The organism is Paenibacillus sp. FSL R5-0928 (assembly GCF_037970385.1).
In the GTDB taxonomy this organism is placed as follows: Bacteria; Bacillota; Bacilli; order Paenibacillales; family Paenibacillaceae; genus Paenibacillus_AQ; species Paenibacillus_AQ odorifer.
The window spans coordinates 3,912,742-3,928,198 of record NZ_CP150225.1 but is presented as its reverse complement, the minus strand read 5'-3'; the positions used below and the strand labels follow the sequence as shown (position 1 = coordinate 3,928,198).

16 protein-coding genes and 1 pseudogene are annotated in these 15,457 nt (G+C 42.4%); 14 read left to right on the top strand and 3 right to left on the bottom strand.

The features are described from left to right. Nucleotides 1-57: 57 nt before the first annotated feature. The 3 genes from MKZ16_RS17625 (at nucleotide 58) to glp (ending at nucleotide 2,414) form a co-directional block, all read left to right on the top strand. Nucleotides 58-462 (top strand): DUF350 domain-containing protein, encoded by a 405-nt coding sequence (locus tag MKZ16_RS17625; RefSeq protein WP_036687618.1) that lies wholly within the window; start codon nucleotides 58-60, stop codon nucleotides 460-462. 14 nt (nucleotides 463-476) lie between these two features. Then, nucleotides 477-983, top strand: a complete 507-nt coding sequence (locus MKZ16_RS17620) for a DUF4178 domain-containing protein (RefSeq protein ID WP_036687616.1) — start codon at nucleotides 477-479, stop codon at nucleotides 981-983. Nucleotides 984-1,151: 168 nt separating this feature from the next. Beyond that, on the top strand, nucleotides 1,152-2,414 hold the full coding sequence (glp, locus tag MKZ16_RS17615) for a gephyrin-like molybdotransferase Glp (RefSeq protein ID WP_076106817.1): 1,263 nt from the start codon (nucleotides 1,152-1,154) through the stop codon (nucleotides 2,412-2,414). A 702-nt stretch (nucleotides 2,415-3,116) separates the two neighbouring features. Here the strand turns inward: glp and xerS are convergent. After that, nucleotides 3,117-4,199: a tyrosine recombinase XerS gene (xerS, locus tag MKZ16_RS17610; RefSeq protein WP_076106816.1), complete on the bottom strand. Its 1,083-nt coding sequence runs from the start codon at nucleotides 4,197-4,199 to the stop codon at nucleotides 3,117-3,119. Nucleotides 4,200-4,364: 165 nt separating this feature from the next. Between xerS and MKZ16_RS17605 the strand changes: the two genes are divergently transcribed. The 8 genes from MKZ16_RS17605 to MKZ16_RS17570 all read left to right on the top strand — a co-directional run bounded on the left by MKZ16_RS17605 (nucleotide 4,365) and on the right by MKZ16_RS17570 (nucleotide 10,805). After that, nucleotides 4,365-4,874 carry a GNAT family N-acetyltransferase gene (locus MKZ16_RS17605; protein ID WP_076106814.1) on the top strand — a complete coding sequence of 170 codons (510 nt, stop codon included), beginning with the start codon at nucleotides 4,365-4,367 and terminating at the stop codon, nucleotides 4,872-4,874. A gap of 364 nt (nucleotides 4,875-5,238) precedes the next feature. Further along, a complete protein-coding gene (locus MKZ16_RS17600) occupies nucleotides 5,239-5,340 on the top strand; it encodes a sporulation protein YjcZ (protein WP_197069683.1) in 102 nt (33 codons plus the stop codon). 184 nt (nucleotides 5,341-5,524) lie between these two features. Then, complete coding sequence (locus MKZ16_RS17595) at nucleotides 5,525-6,148, top strand: TetR/AcrR family transcriptional regulator (RefSeq protein WP_076106812.1); 624 nt, start codon at nucleotides 5,525-5,527, stop codon at nucleotides 6,146-6,148. 61 nt (nucleotides 6,149-6,209) lie between these two features. Beyond that, nucleotides 6,210-7,055: a hypothetical protein gene (locus MKZ16_RS17590; protein ID WP_081393462.1), complete on the top strand. Its 846-nt coding sequence runs from the start codon at nucleotides 6,210-6,212 to the stop codon at nucleotides 7,053-7,055. A gap of 39 nt (nucleotides 7,056-7,094) precedes the next feature. Beyond that, a complete protein-coding gene (locus tag MKZ16_RS17585; protein WP_076106810.1) occupies nucleotides 7,095-7,574 on the top strand; it encodes a flavodoxin domain-containing protein in 480 nt (159 codons plus the stop codon). 238 nt (nucleotides 7,575-7,812) lie between these two features. Further along, nucleotides 7,813-8,685 (top strand): AraC family transcriptional regulator, encoded by an 873-nt coding sequence (locus MKZ16_RS17580; protein WP_076106808.1) that lies wholly within the window; start codon nucleotides 7,813-7,815, stop codon nucleotides 8,683-8,685. 225 nt (nucleotides 8,686-8,910) lie between these two features. Continuing rightward, on the top strand, nucleotides 8,911-9,885 hold the full coding sequence (locus MKZ16_RS17575; protein WP_076106806.1) for an aminoglycoside phosphotransferase family protein: 975 nt from the start codon (nucleotides 8,911-8,913) through the stop codon (nucleotides 9,883-9,885). A 173-nt stretch (nucleotides 9,886-10,058) separates the two neighbouring features. Beyond that, entirely contained in the window at nucleotides 10,059-10,805 is a 747-nt protein-coding gene (locus MKZ16_RS17570; RefSeq protein ID WP_076106804.1) for a class I SAM-dependent methyltransferase, read from the top strand. Nucleotides 10,806-11,028: 223 nt separating this feature from the next. Here the strand turns inward: MKZ16_RS17570 and map are convergent, their stop codons facing one another. Then, nucleotides 11,029-11,775 carry a type I methionyl aminopeptidase gene (map, locus tag MKZ16_RS17565; protein ID WP_036687603.1) on the bottom strand — a complete coding sequence of 249 codons (747 nt, stop codon included), beginning with the start codon at nucleotides 11,773-11,775 and terminating at the stop codon, nucleotides 11,029-11,031. Nucleotides 11,776-11,782: 7 nt separating this feature from the next. Continuing rightward, complete coding sequence (locus MKZ16_RS17560; RefSeq protein ID WP_256715541.1) at nucleotides 11,783-12,328, bottom strand: TetR/AcrR family transcriptional regulator; 546 nt, start codon at nucleotides 12,326-12,328, stop codon at nucleotides 11,783-11,785. A gap of 182 nt (nucleotides 12,329-12,510) precedes the next feature. Here MKZ16_RS17560 and MKZ16_RS17555 point away from each other — a divergent pair. The 3 genes and pseudogenes from MKZ16_RS17555 to MKZ16_RS17545 all read left to right on the top strand — a co-directional run. Beyond that, nucleotides 12,511-12,722 (top strand): annotated as a pseudogene (locus MKZ16_RS17555) (transposase); the annotation flags it as partial. Nucleotides 12,723-13,051: 329 nt separating this feature from the next. Beyond that, nucleotides 13,052-13,864 (top strand): hypothetical protein, encoded by an 813-nt coding sequence (locus tag MKZ16_RS17550; RefSeq protein WP_076106800.1) that lies wholly within the window; start codon nucleotides 13,052-13,054, stop codon nucleotides 13,862-13,864. Between the two features lie 537 nt (nucleotides 13,865-14,401). Beyond that, nucleotides 14,402-15,364, top strand: coding sequence for a YafY family protein (locus MKZ16_RS17545; RefSeq protein ID WP_076099069.1), 963 nt, complete (start codon nucleotides 14,402-14,404; stop codon nucleotides 15,362-15,364). Nucleotides 15,365-15,457 lie beyond the last annotated feature (93 nt).

The following is a 15,457-nucleotide window of genomic DNA, read 5'->3' as shown; positions in this document are numbered from 1 at the left end:
CTTCGCTTTATCTATGCTTATGAAAGGCATGCAAAATGATTAAGCGGGGGCTATAGAATGGATCTCCATATTCTGGTGTCCATGGTCGTGTGGACGGTGAGCGGCGCTGTGTTGCTGTTTGTACTGATGTATATAGATTCACTTTTTACTCGTTATAACGATATTGAAGAGTTAAAGGCTGGAAATATGGCGGTGACTACACGGTTTGTAATGAAGCTTTTAGCTCAGGCCTTCATTTTATCTTCATCGATAGCGGCTTCCAATAGTTTGTTAGATGCGTTGCTGATTTCGTTGGTATCATTTTTGCTTTTGTTAATTTTAGAAAGAACGGTTCGGCTTCTACTAGCAAATTGGGGGAAGCTGGATCTGGATCATGGTACACAGCTTGGTAAAATCGGATATGGCCTGCTATCAGGTTCACTGCAAATTACGGGTGCTTTAATTATTACTGCCTTTATGTAGGAGGAACGATCAAGTTGAGTATGTGGAAACGTATAGGTAACCTTTTCTCTAAGCCAGCGCCTCAGGAAGTTCAAAAAAGTATGCTTAATTTGTCTCCCGGAGACATTTGTGAAGTATCGCTTGTCACCTATGAAGTTACTGGCCGGACACATAATCGGGGCCGTAATGCTGTAGTTCTGACCCTTAGAGATGGAAGCCAGATATCTTATCTTCATATAGAAGAGCGGGAACAGCTGCAATATGGATTGTACAGACCTATCGACGGGCGGTTAGATAATCCTGCTGAGGTTCCAGCAACTCTTGAGCTCGATGGCTATACATTTTTCCTGGAGGAAGAATATGAAGGTTTTGTTGCTGTTGCAGGTCAGACGCCATTTATGAATGGTGGAGAGCAGCATGTGTGGCAATATCAATCAGATGATTCACGTCTACTGCGTGTAGAGTGGCAACATGGTCGGTTTATGCTTTATGAAGGGGAGAAAATAATCCCTGGGGATGTAAAGGTAATTAGAGCATCCTAGCCTAGTAGAGAAGTAATAGATCACTATACCGGAAAAAATATTGTAGAAAAGGCTGCTGCCCATAAACATGGATGGTGGCCTTTTGTGTTTATAATTTTACTTCAAGAGGTCTCATGTTAAAATAATACCTATTACTGCAAACATCGACGTTTCAGAGCGGAGGTCTTTATGAAGGATAATAAATTTCAGCGTGAAGCACTGAAAGTAAAAGAAGCTCAGGCCAAAATAATCAAATATGCCAATCTGCTAGAATCAGAAGACGTACCACTGGATGAGTGTTGTGGACGTTATTTGGCTGAAAAAGTGATTGCTCCACACCCATTTCCTGCGTTTAATCGTTCGAGTATGGATGGGTATGCGATTATAGCGTCGGACACCCATAACTGTGTTAATGGACAAGTTGTATGGTTAGAAATTGTGGATAATATTCCGTGTGGCGCAGTGCCTGCGGTAGATATAACTCCGGGAACAGCCGCAAGAATTATGACTGGTGCACAAGTACCGGTTGGGGCAGATGCTGTGGTGATGCTGGAGGTCACGGAGAGACGTGAAGAGGAAGGAAAGACTTACGTTGGTATTCGAAAAAAACTAGAGGCAAACATTAATATCACACCTCAAGGTTTCGAATTAAGCCAAGGAGATCTTGTATTGCCTATAGGAAGGTTAATCTCTGCGGGGGATATAGCTGTTCTTGCAGCGTTTGGATTACATACCGTGAAAGTCTATCGTCGTCCTAAGGTAGCCATCTTTGCCACAGGAACAGAGCTGCTGGAAGTGCATGAGCCGCTGGAGCCTGGCAAAATCCGCAATAGTAACTCCCCTATGCTCGAAGCTCTAGTCAAAGAGACAGGGGGTGTTCCAGTAATGTTAGGCGCTATTGTGGATGATCTGGAGCTGGCTAGAAGTAAAGTACAGATGGCGCTGGAAACTTATGATTTTGTGATCACAACGGGTGGCGTTTCTGTGGGGGACTATGATATCATGGGCGACTTGGTTCGCGAACAAAGTGGTAATATGTTGTTCAACAAAGTGACGATGCGTCCGGGAAGCGTAACTACTGCTGCGGTTAGAGAGGGTAAGCTGCTGTTAGCTTTATCCGGGAATCCGGGGGCTTGTTTCGTTGGGTTTCAACTGTTTGCACGGCCTGTGATTTCACTGATGCAAAGTGCTTCTCAGCCTTTTTTACCGGAATGGAACGTTACACTCGGTACAGATTATAAAAGAGTGAATAATTTTACTAGATTTGTGCGAGCTCGCTTAGAAATAAAAGACGGCAGCTTGTTTGCTTATCCGGCACTCATTGATGAATCTTCCGTAACGGTCACGATCAAGGATAGCGACTGTTTGATAGTTGTACCCCCAGAAGAAAAGGGGCTATCTGCCGGAGATAAGGTAACGGTGATCAAGCTGCCAGGAGAGATTCGGGGCTAGATGTGGATGGTACTCTGCCCATCGATGATGAACAAAATTTCACCGCAGGTATTGGAGTAATTAAAGGTATTTGATATCCACGCACGCACAGAAATCGCCATAGAATTGCTAGGTCAACGGTATTATTTCCAACATTTCAACATATGAAAAATTCACAATAGATAAGCAAAAAACAGCATTCCTGCTAACCCAATAGTCGCTAACAACCGGTTTTAAAGGGAGGGTTACCCCAGAAATTAGAATAAGAAAACCCACTTGCGTACCGTAAGTGGGTTTTTAGTGCAACAATAATCGGGTTAGGGGTGCCCGCCGAATGTAATTCAAATTTGAAGAAAAGCGAGAATGAAATGTCCGGGTAGACGACACAATCATAGCAATTCTCCTTTCGGAAGAGTCGCTGCTCTGCTGGTTGGAGTTATTAGCCTGCGCCAGTGCCGAGATTAATCACCCACAGATGCTTAAGGACTCAGATGATCTTATTTGCATATTTATCACCTTTTAAGCGGGGTTTCGGACCTCAGCGTCGCTATTTCATAGCATGGAGCTCATATTTGCGTATTTAAGGCCAATAGCGACCTTGGGGTCCGTTGGCAATTCAAATGTGAGATAATCCTGCGTTTAAGGTCAGCTGAGTCCGATAACAACTCTGCACTAGCGAAGAGCAACTACTCAACCGAAGTAGGAGCACCCTTTTTGTGATGATTAATTATCGACACGCCGCTCGATCGCCTCAGACATCGTTTTATCCGTTAAATGAGCGTAGATCTCAGTTGTTTCGGTGGATGCGTGCCCGAGCTGTTCCTTCGTTTTATAAATATCATTTTGCAGATAATAATCTGTTGCAAAAGAATGACGCAGCTTATGAACCGTAAGAAACGGTTTACCAAAGCGTTTAGCGTACTTAATAATCATTTCTTGAATCGCACGTTTGGTCATACGTTTGCCTTCTTGACGCCCGTTAGGGAGAGAGATAAATAAGGCCTTTTCTCTCTTGGGTGTTTTGTAGCGAGATTGGCGCAGACTAAGATAAAGAGCTAGATCATCTTTAGCTTGCTCTCTAAAATAGACGGGTGTCTTAAACGTTTCGTCATTATTCCCTTTGCGGGTGACATAGAGCAGCTTGTTGTTAATATCCAAATCGTCTACGTTTAGATTGACTACCTCAGATACACGCAGGCCAGAGTTCAGAATCAAGCTGGCAATACAGGCATCACGCTCGTGATTCAATTGAAACGAATAATAAGCCTGTTTGTTGCCTTCCACATCCCGTCCATACCCTTCATAAATGTACCCCACAAACTCCAGTAATTCCTCATCTTCCAAAATCTTACCTTTTAATTTAGCAGCAGTATCCTTTGGCTTATGTGTTCGTTTGACCTCAACCTTAGCCATAATGTTTCGCTTAAGCAATGGATAAAAGTTCTCGTCCTCAGCGATTTGACTTAAATAATGAAATAAGGAGCGTAATGCAGATAGTTTACGGGATACAGTAACACGAGTGTTCGTACCTTCGGCTCGGGTAGTTAGATGCAACCGATATCCGACAATACTGTCCATATGTAGGGTTTCCAATTCTAGAAGCGTGATCTCGGTATTTGAGCCGGCTTGGGATAAGCCCTCTGCCCGCAACCAGCCGAAAAAAGATTCATAATCCCGGATATACTCCAGCAGTGTGGAGGGGGAGAGATCAGGCCGTTTATAGTCAATAAACTGCTGAACGAACCAGGGCATGAGGGGTAGCTTTTGATCAAGTTTTTTACGGTCATCGTTCTTTTGAACGCTCATGTGATTCACCTTTTTCCATAGATTGCATAAAATTTCTCCTTTCTATCTTAACATGTTTTGTCCCATATTGGACTTTGAATGAAGGGAAAACTAGGTACGAGCCTTGCTCCTGATGCCGCTAAGCTTTATGATGTGAAGTAAACATAAATATCAGAGGTGCACATAATGAAACTTGAAATTGAGCTGGTTCCTAAAGAACGTAAGCATACTATAAGCAGATTAATGCAGTTCTACCTATATGATTTCACCCGTTATTTGGAATTTGATGTCAATCAAGACGGGGTATTTCCGGCCTATCCGGGACTAGAATCTTATTGGAGTAGCGGGAATAATAAATTCGCATATTTGTTTAAGGTGGACGGGCATATTGCTGGTTTTGCTTTGGTGGACAGGTTATTGCGTAATCCTGAAGGCCAGTTTTATATGACTGAGTTTTTTGTGATGCAAAAATACCGCCGAAGTGGTGTAGGTACATGGGCTGCGCATAAGCTCTTTGATATGTACTCTGGGGAATGGAAGGTTTCACAAGTCCGTGCGAATACACCTGCTCGTGATTTTTGGCATAAAGTGATCGGGGACTATACCCATGGAGAGTTTCAAGAGCGCTTTAATCCACAACAAGGCAATCCCAGCCAATACTTCAACACATTAACTATTAATCGGATTAAGAAATAAAAACCCTTATATTGCTGTTTTTTTTAGATAAGGAGTTTGCTACTAACAGCAAATGGATTGAAAAACTGGAGCTAAGTAAGTGAGCTCTCGACAGTGGAGAATGACCAAGAGAGCGTCAAGACGGAAGGCCAGAAAATTGTGATTTTATATATAACTGGCTAGCGATTAAGCACATATACGAATTGTAAAGTAGGGAGCATCTAATGCTCGCTACTTAGGTTAACATAATATTAATTATGTTAACTAATTATACCATTCACCATAAAAAGGGTCGTTGGTTTATTTTTTGTGTTCAAAATACCCAGTCAGTGAGGGCAATATTGCATATCTTATGATGTACTCAATTACAAAGGAGGAGTCAACAATGGGCGAATTTGCAGGAGGATACGGTGGTTTCACTTCCACAGGAGCTATTCTGGTTCTGTTTATCCTGTTGGTTATCATTACTAAAACCCTCTGTCTGTAATCCTTTAACTCACAAATTAAAGGTTCCGTCAGTCTAAATGACTGGCGGATTTTTTATGTCCAGATATGTAGATTGGAGGAGGGGGATACATGTGACTAAGGATATTGACATAATACTAATCCAAAACATATATTAAACAGTGTTCAAAGATTAAACAATGTTCAACACATGAGGAGACAAATTTATGACTAAAGAACAACGAAAAGTACGTGAGCGTGAAGAAATGAGGAATCTAATCCTGCAAAATGCAGCTTTATTGATTGCCGAAGAGGGAATAGAGAAGCTCTCTATCCGAAAAATCGCTGAGAAAATCGAATATTCACCGGGAATTATTTATCATTATTTTAAAGGCAAAGAAGAGATTATCGAGAACTATTTGCAACAAAAATATACGGATATGCTTACTGAGCTTCAGTCTATGCAACAAGAGGTACAGCAGGAATTACCTCCAGATACACTTTTAAAACGATCATTGGAGAAGTTCATCAGGATGTCTCTTTCCACGGGTGTAGAATACCGGAATGTCATGCTAAACGATACGCCGGCTGTTCTTAGTTACACAGCTGTTCTATTTAGAGGAGCAGCCCAGGAGCGTAAAGCGATTGGGATGCTCTGCCAGGGCCTGTTCAGATTTGAAGCACAGAAAAACCGTGAGGAAGCTTTCGTAGAACTCACTGCTCAGGTGATATGGAGTGCAGCGTTCGGTTTAATTATGCGTTTGCTTGTCGAAAAAGATCTGCCTGATGATCAGGTCGAAGCTCTGATTTCATGTCATTTGGATTCAATGGTTGCTATTGCCTCCAGGTAAAATCTAAATATTTTCATGAAGGGAGGGGGAGGTTGTTATAAAACATATAAGGAAAGTCGTAGTGCTGTCGGTGTTGATTTCGGTTATTGCAGTGTTTGCAACAGCGGTTGGGTTGTTTTCAGATGGGATAAGTGATGGAACAAAATATACTTTTACGTCAATATGGGGCGAGGATGTAAAGCTTCAGGGGTCAGGAGTGTACAGCCATGATTCTGTCTCTGCGGCGGCACAAGCTAAAGCACAGGATGGAGTTACATTATTTCTTGCCATACCTTTACTGCTCAGTTCGCTCATCATGACAATTAAAGGCTCGATAAAGGGGAGGATGCTCCTTACGGGCACTCTGGGGTACTTTTTATATACTTACGCATCCTACAGCTTTCTGACGATGTACAATTCATTGTTTTTAGTTTATGTGCTGTTGTTTTCTTTAAGTTTTTTCGCATTCATCCTAGCTTTATTTTCCTTCGATAAAGAATCCATACATACTTACTTTAAAAACAGTTTACCTTCTAAAGGAATCGGCTTTTCACTAATGGTTATTGCTTTTATGATTTTATTTCTCTGGCTAGGGAAAATACTGAATTCACTACTGGGGGGAATACCGCCACAAGGGCTAGAGCACTATAGTACGTTGGTAATTCAAGTTTTGGATCTTGCGATCTTGGTCCCATTAGCAATTGTTACGGGGATTATGGTCATTCGTAGACAACCTTTTGGGTACCTACTGGCAACTGTCGTTGTTTTCAAAGGAGTTACATTACTGCTAGCAATTACGGCAATGCTGGCGGCAATGATCTATAGCGGTGTGGCTGTGTCTATAGCCGAGTGTGTAATTTTTCCGACGATGACTGTAGCTATTGCTGCTTGTATGGTTATTTTGTTAAAGCATGTACGTGAACCCTAAAGATAATAAGTAACTAGCGAGCGGAAGGGAGCGATTAGAATGAAGGCAATAATTATGTTTACCTCGAAATATGGGTGTGCGGAGAAAGCGGCTTATTTATTAAAATCTCAACTGGGCGAAGAAACCGAAGTAGTTAACCTGATGCATGCTAAAGAGCCGACACTGGAACGATATGATACGGTCATCTTGGGAGGATCTATTTATTATGGAAAAATCCAAAAACAAATGACTGATTTTACAACAAAATGTCAAAATGAACTAGGGAAAAAACGAGTAGGATTGTTTATTTGTGCAGGAGCAAAAGGTGAGGAGGCCTCACAAGAATTGAAATCTGCGTTTCCAGAAGTGTTATATAACCAATCGGTGACGAAAGAAGTTTTTGGAGATGAGATCTATGAAGAGAAGCTAACTTTGCTAGATCGGTTTGTATTGCGGATGGTAAAAGGAAAAAATAAGAACGTAAATGGGTTGTCAAAAGAGACGATAGAGCGTTTTGCGCTTGCTATGAAAAGGCAGTGAAAGTGAGTGGACAAACGAACTGCTGAACGTACTTCAGGTCATAGTTAACATAATTATGATTATGTTAACTATGACCTTGACATTCAAAAAAAGTAGTCCTTCTTGTGAGAAGAATTTTACTTCCTCATATCGAGTCTCTGTTCATCGAAACATGAAAACCCTACAGAATCGTGCAGAAAAAGTCGGGAAGGTAAAAACCTTCTCTGATAACCTATAATTAACGAGGGGAGGCAACGTCATGGATACGCTGGTACAACTGAACAAAGCAATAAACTATATTGAGGAGAACCTAACAAATCAAATTGATTATCAGGAGGTTGTGAAAATAGCCTGCTGTTCGGAATATCATTTTACTCGCATGTTCTCATTCCTAGCAGGCATTACTCTGTCGGAATACATCCGGCGTCGACGTCTAACCTTGGCAGCACTCGAGCTTTCACAAAGTAATATCAAAATTATCGATGCCGCTCTGAAATATGGTTATAATTCGCCTGATTCCTTTTCTAGGGCTTTCCATAGCATGCATGGGGTAAATCCTTCGGAAGCTCGGGTCCATGGACAATCCCTTAAGGCGTTCCCTCGGATGTCGTTTCAGCTGACTATCAAAGGAGGAAATGAAATGAATTACCGTATTGAAAACAAAGAATCTTTTCACATCGTGGGCATAAAAAAACGGGTACCAATCATTTTCCAAGGGGTCAATCCGGAGATTGCGTCGATGTATGAAGGGTTGACGCCGGAAATGATTGATGAGATGAAGAGATTTTCCGATGTTGAGCCCTCAGGGTTTATAAGCGCCTCTACAAATTTCTCTGAGGGGCGTATGGAGGAAAAAGGAGAGTTCGATCATTATATTGGCGTTGCCACTACGAAAGACGCATGGAATGGCTTGGATCAGCTGGAAGTGGCGGCCTCCATGTGGGCTGTATTCACAGTCGTCGGCTCTTTTCCGAGTGCGCTACAAGAGATCTGGGGGCGAATATATTCGGAATGGGCTCCGTCATCGGGATATGAGCTAATTAAAGGGCCTGAAATTCTTTGGAATGAGCACAAAGATATCACATCGCCAAATTTTAAAAGCGAAATATGGATGCCTATCACTAAGAAATAAAAGAGTTTGGTTGGATTAATGAGACTGAGAGCTGAATATCCTTTCACTACGAAGCTGCCGCGAAAAACATTCCGGCAGCTTCGTCAAGCTATAGGCAGGATATTTCGAAAATGTTGTAGAAGTACAATTGGTGAGTCGAATGATTTTTGGAATGTAGTAGATTTCAATTTTTATGATTCAGACGAAGATTGAATCAATGAATCCTTCTATTTTAAAGGAGTCCTTATGACGAACGAGAAGCTTTTGGACTTACTAGGCAGGTACGATATCCAACAGCCTGAGATTATTTTCTTAAGGCATAACGAGAACAGAACCTATCGTGTTAATGACAGAACGGGAAAATCATATTTACTCCGCATTCATGACCCTTTTATAGATGACATGAAAGGTCTGCAACATACATACGGCGGCATTCTTGGGGAATTGCAAATGCTTGAGAAGCTGGGAAGCTGGAGCGGCAACGAAATACAGACTCCCGTAAGAAACAATGAGGGTGAACTTATTACGATCATTGAATACGAAGGTGAACTGCTAAACTGCTCCGTCCTCACCTGGCTGGATGGAAGAGACATGAATATGAATGATGTTAACAATCTTGAACTGGTAAAAGAACTGGGATCGCAAATAGCTGAACTGCATACTTTTTTTCGGCAGTACGAACATACAGGTATGGAGATTCGACCGAGTCAAGGTAAAGCTTATAATGAACGGATGATCCGTGTGATTCATTCGGGTGTGAAAAAGAATTTATTTACGCCTTCTGATGCTAATGTCATTGAACAAACGCTGCAATTGATCAACTCCCGGTTAGATGACCGTGGCGGGGAGGCTGGCCCTGACCTTATTCATGGGGATTTGTGTATGGGTAATATCATCATCACAACCGAAGGAGAGGTGCGCTTCATCGATTTTGGCTTTTTCGGTAACGGTTATGCCTTACTTGATGTAGCCATGGGAGCTATGATGCTGCCATCCGATCGAAGAGATACTTTCCTAGAGGGTTATTACAGAGAGTGCGAAAATACAGCGAATGATCTACTGCAGTTGGAAGGTTTAATGTTGGTCGCTATTATTGGATATTACGTCTTCCAGATGGAGAATGTACATGTTCATGCCTGGATGCGTGAAAGAATGCCCAAATTATGCGCTGAGTATTGTCGCCCCTTCCTCAAAGGTGAAAGTATATTTTATAAAATATGAAATGGAATGTTCATGGTTGAACTAACGAGGAGTGGTAGGTTTGATAAAAATTGATTATAACCGTTTGTCACCAAACGTGTTATCAAAAAAAATAGTAAAATAATACTGTTAAGCGAGATGGCTGTCGATGAGCATTTATTTCGATTATATTATAACAAGAAATGAAAGGGGGAATGGTGTTGATTGAACATAGCAATCTTGAAGAATTTCAAGATCCGGTAAATTACGATCTTGAATTTGACGGTGAAATGGACAAATATCAGTTCTATCTTGAGCTTGCTAGATCGAGTCCTGGGGAAGTGTTAGAACTTGCTTGTGGTACAGGCTTAACAACGATCCCCCTCTCGAAAGCCGGTATAACAATGACCGGTGTAGATATCTCTTCAGCAATGATTGCATATGCGCGGTTGAAGGCGAAAGGGCTGACTGTTACTTTTATGGAAGGTGATGCCCGTACCTTCGAATCGGACAAGCGATTTTCGATGATTTATTTGACTGGTAATGCATTTCAGGCATTTTTAAGTGATCAAGATCAAAGCGATTTGCTCACGACCGTTCACAAACATTTACAACCTCATGGAATCTTTGCATTTGAGACCCGTAATCCGGAGGGAACGGATTTATCCGATCAAGAGGAGACAGAATGGGGATCATTTATTGATAAGGATGGAAATAACGTCAAGGTATCAGGCACACAATGTTACGATGCTGGCCAGCATATCATGCATTGGGTCACGATGCGTGATTGGGGGTATAAGCGAACGACTTCCCGGATTGCTTGTCGGTTCACGGATCCGAATACGCTGCATTCTTTATTAACCCGTCACGGCTTTCGCGTCGAACATCAATATGCTGACTGGAATAAAACGCCGTTTTCTCCGTCATCTTCATCTATCATTAGCGTTTGTAGGAAATGTTAGGAGAAACGTAATGCATTGCAATAGAACCCCCCCCCTCAGATTGAGGGGGATTTTGTTGTTCCTAAGTTTAGCATACTTTTCGCATTAAGAATTCAATCGGTCCGCGGGACATTCTTTTTCTCCACCTATGTGAGAAGATCACACATGTATCGGATGAAGAAAGAAGTTCTGCTCAATAAATAAAAAAGAAGTCGACCCTCTCGTTGGTCGGCTTCTAATTGTTCTATTGCGCGGTCAGGATTTGTGGACCTTCAGCGGTGATGGCGATCGTATGCTCGTATTGGGCGGCGAGCTTGCGGTCCAGTGTCCGGGCGGTCCAGCCGTCCTGATCAATTGTCATGTTGTAGGTGCCTTCAGTGATCATGGGCTCGATCGTGAATACCATGCCTTCCTTGATGCGGGGGCCTTTGCCGGGCTTGCCGACATGCATATAGGTAGGCTCCTCATGCAGGTCACGACCGATGCCATGAGCGAGAAGGTCGCGCACGACGCCAAAGTTGTTCGATTCGGCATGCTGCTGGATTGCGCTCGTCACGTCTCCTAGCCGATTGCCGGGCTGTGCCTGCGCGATGCCGAGGTCAAGGCACTCCTTCGTGACGCGCATCAGCTTCTCAGCCGCCGGTGAGATCTTCCCGACCGCATAGCTCCAGGCTGAATCGCCGAGCCAGCCGTCGAGCTCCGCTACCGTGTCGATCGTCACGATATCGCCTTCCTCAAGTGGCTTATTTGTAGGGAAGCCATGTGCAATTACGTCATTGACGGAGGCACAGGTCGCATATTGATAACCATTGTAGCCCTTCGTATATGGTTTGGCGCCGTGCTTCAAAATAATATCCTCGAATATGCGCTCAATCTCGTTCGTTGTGATGCCCGGTTTGATGAGCGGGGCAATTGTGCGATGGCATTCGGCCACAACCTGGCATGCCTTGCGGATGGCTTCGATTTCATACTTGCTTTTTAAGATAACCATGTTTGTTTCAGGACTCCTTTGTAATGGCTTGTATCGCGAGCTGGGCGATTCGATCGATGTCCAGCTCGGAATTGCTCGCATAGTAGTGCAGCCCGCAGCAGCCGACCAACACGGCAAGCATAAGGTTGATGCTGTCGTCTTCACGCTGCATAGTCGATTGGAGTGGAACATACAGCCTTTCCATGAATCGTCTCTTGGCAGGGTGCCGATCTTTCTCTGGCAAGCCTGTAAAATGTTCCGCTGCCATTTTGTAGACGAGATATGCGCGGGCATCTGACTGCCACAACTGGAGTAGCGTCTTGCAATACGTTAACAACTGCCTGTCGTCAGGGTTGTCCCGGATGATGTTCGCCCATTGAGTCAGGGTTTGCTCACATCGCTCGAAGCCGCTGCTCAGCACATCTTCTATTAGTAAATGCCGGTTGGGGTAATAATGGTATACCGTGCCATAACCGAGACCAGCCTCGCGGGCGACGTCGCGAATATCAAAGCTTCCGCCCGTACGGAAGTAGGTATGCGCGGCGAAGTCCAGGATCTGTTCTCTGCGCTGCATGCGTATGAGCTCATTTTGTTCTTTGGTACGGGGGCACATGGGCGCGTTAACCTCCTTTTTTAATATAGACCTGCAAATTTGTCAATATAAAGAGTGTAACGCATGAGGGGGAGAAATGCAATTATCTGTTGGCGTTCGATGAAAACAAGTATTAGACTGAATAATAAAGTGCTTACCGGGTAGACAATCCTGAGATACGTGTTCGCGTTGAATCGCTTCGTCAGCAGCAAGTTCAAGTGCCGACACCGAAACAAATTAAGCGGGAGATGGATGAAAACAACAAGGACGCCATCATTGCGTTGTTAAAACGAAAGATGAAGAACTCGAAGAAGAAAATAAAAAGTTGCGAGAACAACTTAAGTTTTCCTATGCGGAGGTCTATCAAAGGATTTGAGGGAATGACTGTTAGCTTATTTAGCTTATTTAGCTTACGGGCAGCTTAATTTAAGATCATACTCGGTGAACTGTATCATAAATAGGGGCAAGTTTAACCCTTGAAACCAGTGAGCTAGGATCAATTTCGTTTCGAGTTAATGTGAATAATAGCCATTATTTTTAAATATGCGACAAAAATTGCATTTGAAGAAATATTATTGTATGATTTTGTTGTGTTAAAAATTGGAAAAATTAATCGTCATTGTGTGGACAGTACGGATACTACTTCAGCAGTTAATTATGGCGTAACCAAAGTTTCTTATACTTATTAACTAAGGAGAAGCAGCCTTGCGTAAGAAGAAATATGTTAGCATAGCCTCAATTACATTGATTGTGATTATGGTCGTTCTATTCTTCAGTATGAAAAATGTTCTTTTCGACGGCTCTTCTAACAAATCAGAGGAACAGGCCGTCACAACAACCAGTGAGATGATTAACGAGACAGAGAAACCAGCTGCCACAATAACGAATAAGGGAACCAATGAAAAGAAGAGCGTAACCGCGATGGAGGCACTGCGCCTTGGGTACTCAGAGGCGAATAAGCTTACGGAAGAAGAGCCATTACTTATTAACATAACAAGCACGGATGACACTTCTGTTTCCCAGGAACGAACCGATGGTTCGGATGGAACAAGAGATGCTTGGAATCTCGAATTTGGCAGCAAGAAAGGGAATGTTTTTATTTATATCAAGATCGATAATGGAATGGCCATTAAGACTGATGTGAAAAAGCACGATAAGAATTTACTTGTAAAAGGACAGTATGCGATATCTGATATTCAAATCGATTCTTCCGATGCAGTTAAACAAGCTGTTGAGAGACTGGGGATGAAACCAGGAAATCCTGCTATAGCAGATGACTGGATCAAGGGGTATCATTTTACTATCAGCAGGTATAATACTGATCCTAACTCCTCCAAAACACGTCTGCTGCTAAGAGTTATGGGTATCTCGCCAAATTCTCCTAATCGTGAGAATGACAGTTTGAGAATGAGCGCTTTCTTTGATGTCAAAACAGGCGAATTGATGAGCGCTACCGAGATGACAGGCTTCGACAAGGAAGGGAATACCATGTGGAAGAATATTGAGCTTAAATACTGATGACGGCATAAATAAATGAAGAAGGAAGATATTTTCGTAAAAATACAACATATTACCAAATAAAGAGTTATTATTGATGGAACTTACCGTGCGTTACTGCTCATGAGCAGACGCATGGTAAGTTTGTTTTTGTGTAAAGGCGTTATTAACTGTCTACTTGGTAAAGTCTATACGCATCACTCAAGTTTATTGAACTGGAAATATCCATTCTTCGAGGTGATGTATATGCTGAGTATATTCTTTAGTCCCCTGAACGGCGGTTAGGGCAATTGGAACCTAGCGGATCAAAGAAAGAGCATCCTGCAAAGGATGACCCAAAAACTCACCGTTAAAAACAGCGCGGTGAACTGTATCACAAGTTGTGGTAAAGTAGATTGTTGGGTTGAGCTAAGAGCAGCAATGTTAAAAATTGCAGATTGTTGTTTATAGATTGCTAAGTGAGGATTGAAAGGCTGGAAGATCGATGAATAAAGGGATGCAGGCGATTCGCAAAGCTAATAATTTTGAGCGATCTTAATAAAAGATGAGGTATATGTGATGCCAAAAAACGATAATATGCTGGCAATCCTATGGATGCTGAATTCGGGTGTTAAAATGACCGCAAAACAAATATCCGAAAAGTTAGAAATAAATATAAGGACAGTCTATCGGTATATTGATGCGCTAAGTGCCAGTGGAGTGCCTATAATATCCGACACTGGTCATAATGGCGGGTATAGCCTACTGAATAATTTTATCAGAGCACCACTGCTATTTGATATTGAAGAAAAAAAAGCACTTCTTCATGCTGCTGTTTTTGCAAAAGAAGCCGGATACCCTTTGAGTGAGGCATTAGGTAATGCGACATCCAAATTGAAAATGTATTCGAATGAGGAACAGGAAAGTGTTCTCAGCCGTCATTTAGCCGGATTTGAAGTTATAAACCGTAGGGGAGATCCTTCTATTCAGCCAGTATTAGCGGAATTGGAGCAAGCTGTAGCAAACGAGTTCTCTGTAGAAATTGATTATCACACACGCCGTGATGATCAACCCAAGACTAGGGTGATAGATCCCTATGGTATGGTGTACTGGAACAATAAATGGTATATTGTTGCATTTTGCCACCTGAGAAATGAGATTCGCAGCTTTCGGGTAGAACGGATTTTACAAATCAAGCGGACTCAAAACATATTTAAACGTTCCGAAGCTTTTTTGGCTCGGGAATTTTTTTTGCGAAATCTATTACCTGATTTAGTCGGCAAGGACGGGTTAATTGCTTTAGTTATCGAAGGTAGGTCAGAGGCGTTGGATGACTTATGCCTGCATTGGTTTTTGGGGCATCATCTGAAAGAGCGTACATCAAATCAAGCAATCTTTTTACTTGAGGAAAAATCAATTCATACCTATGTTCCTAATTTTCTCTTATCCTACGGGAAATCCATTCAAGTAATCGAACCACAGAGTTTGAAGGAAAAACTTGTTGGTGTGGTGTCGGAGTTATTGGAATATTATCAACTTTAATAACTTCACTGACAGCGGATGTCAGTGAAGTCATTTTATAATGACGATAATCATTGATTACCGATGGTTGGTATCACTAGATGAATTGTAAAA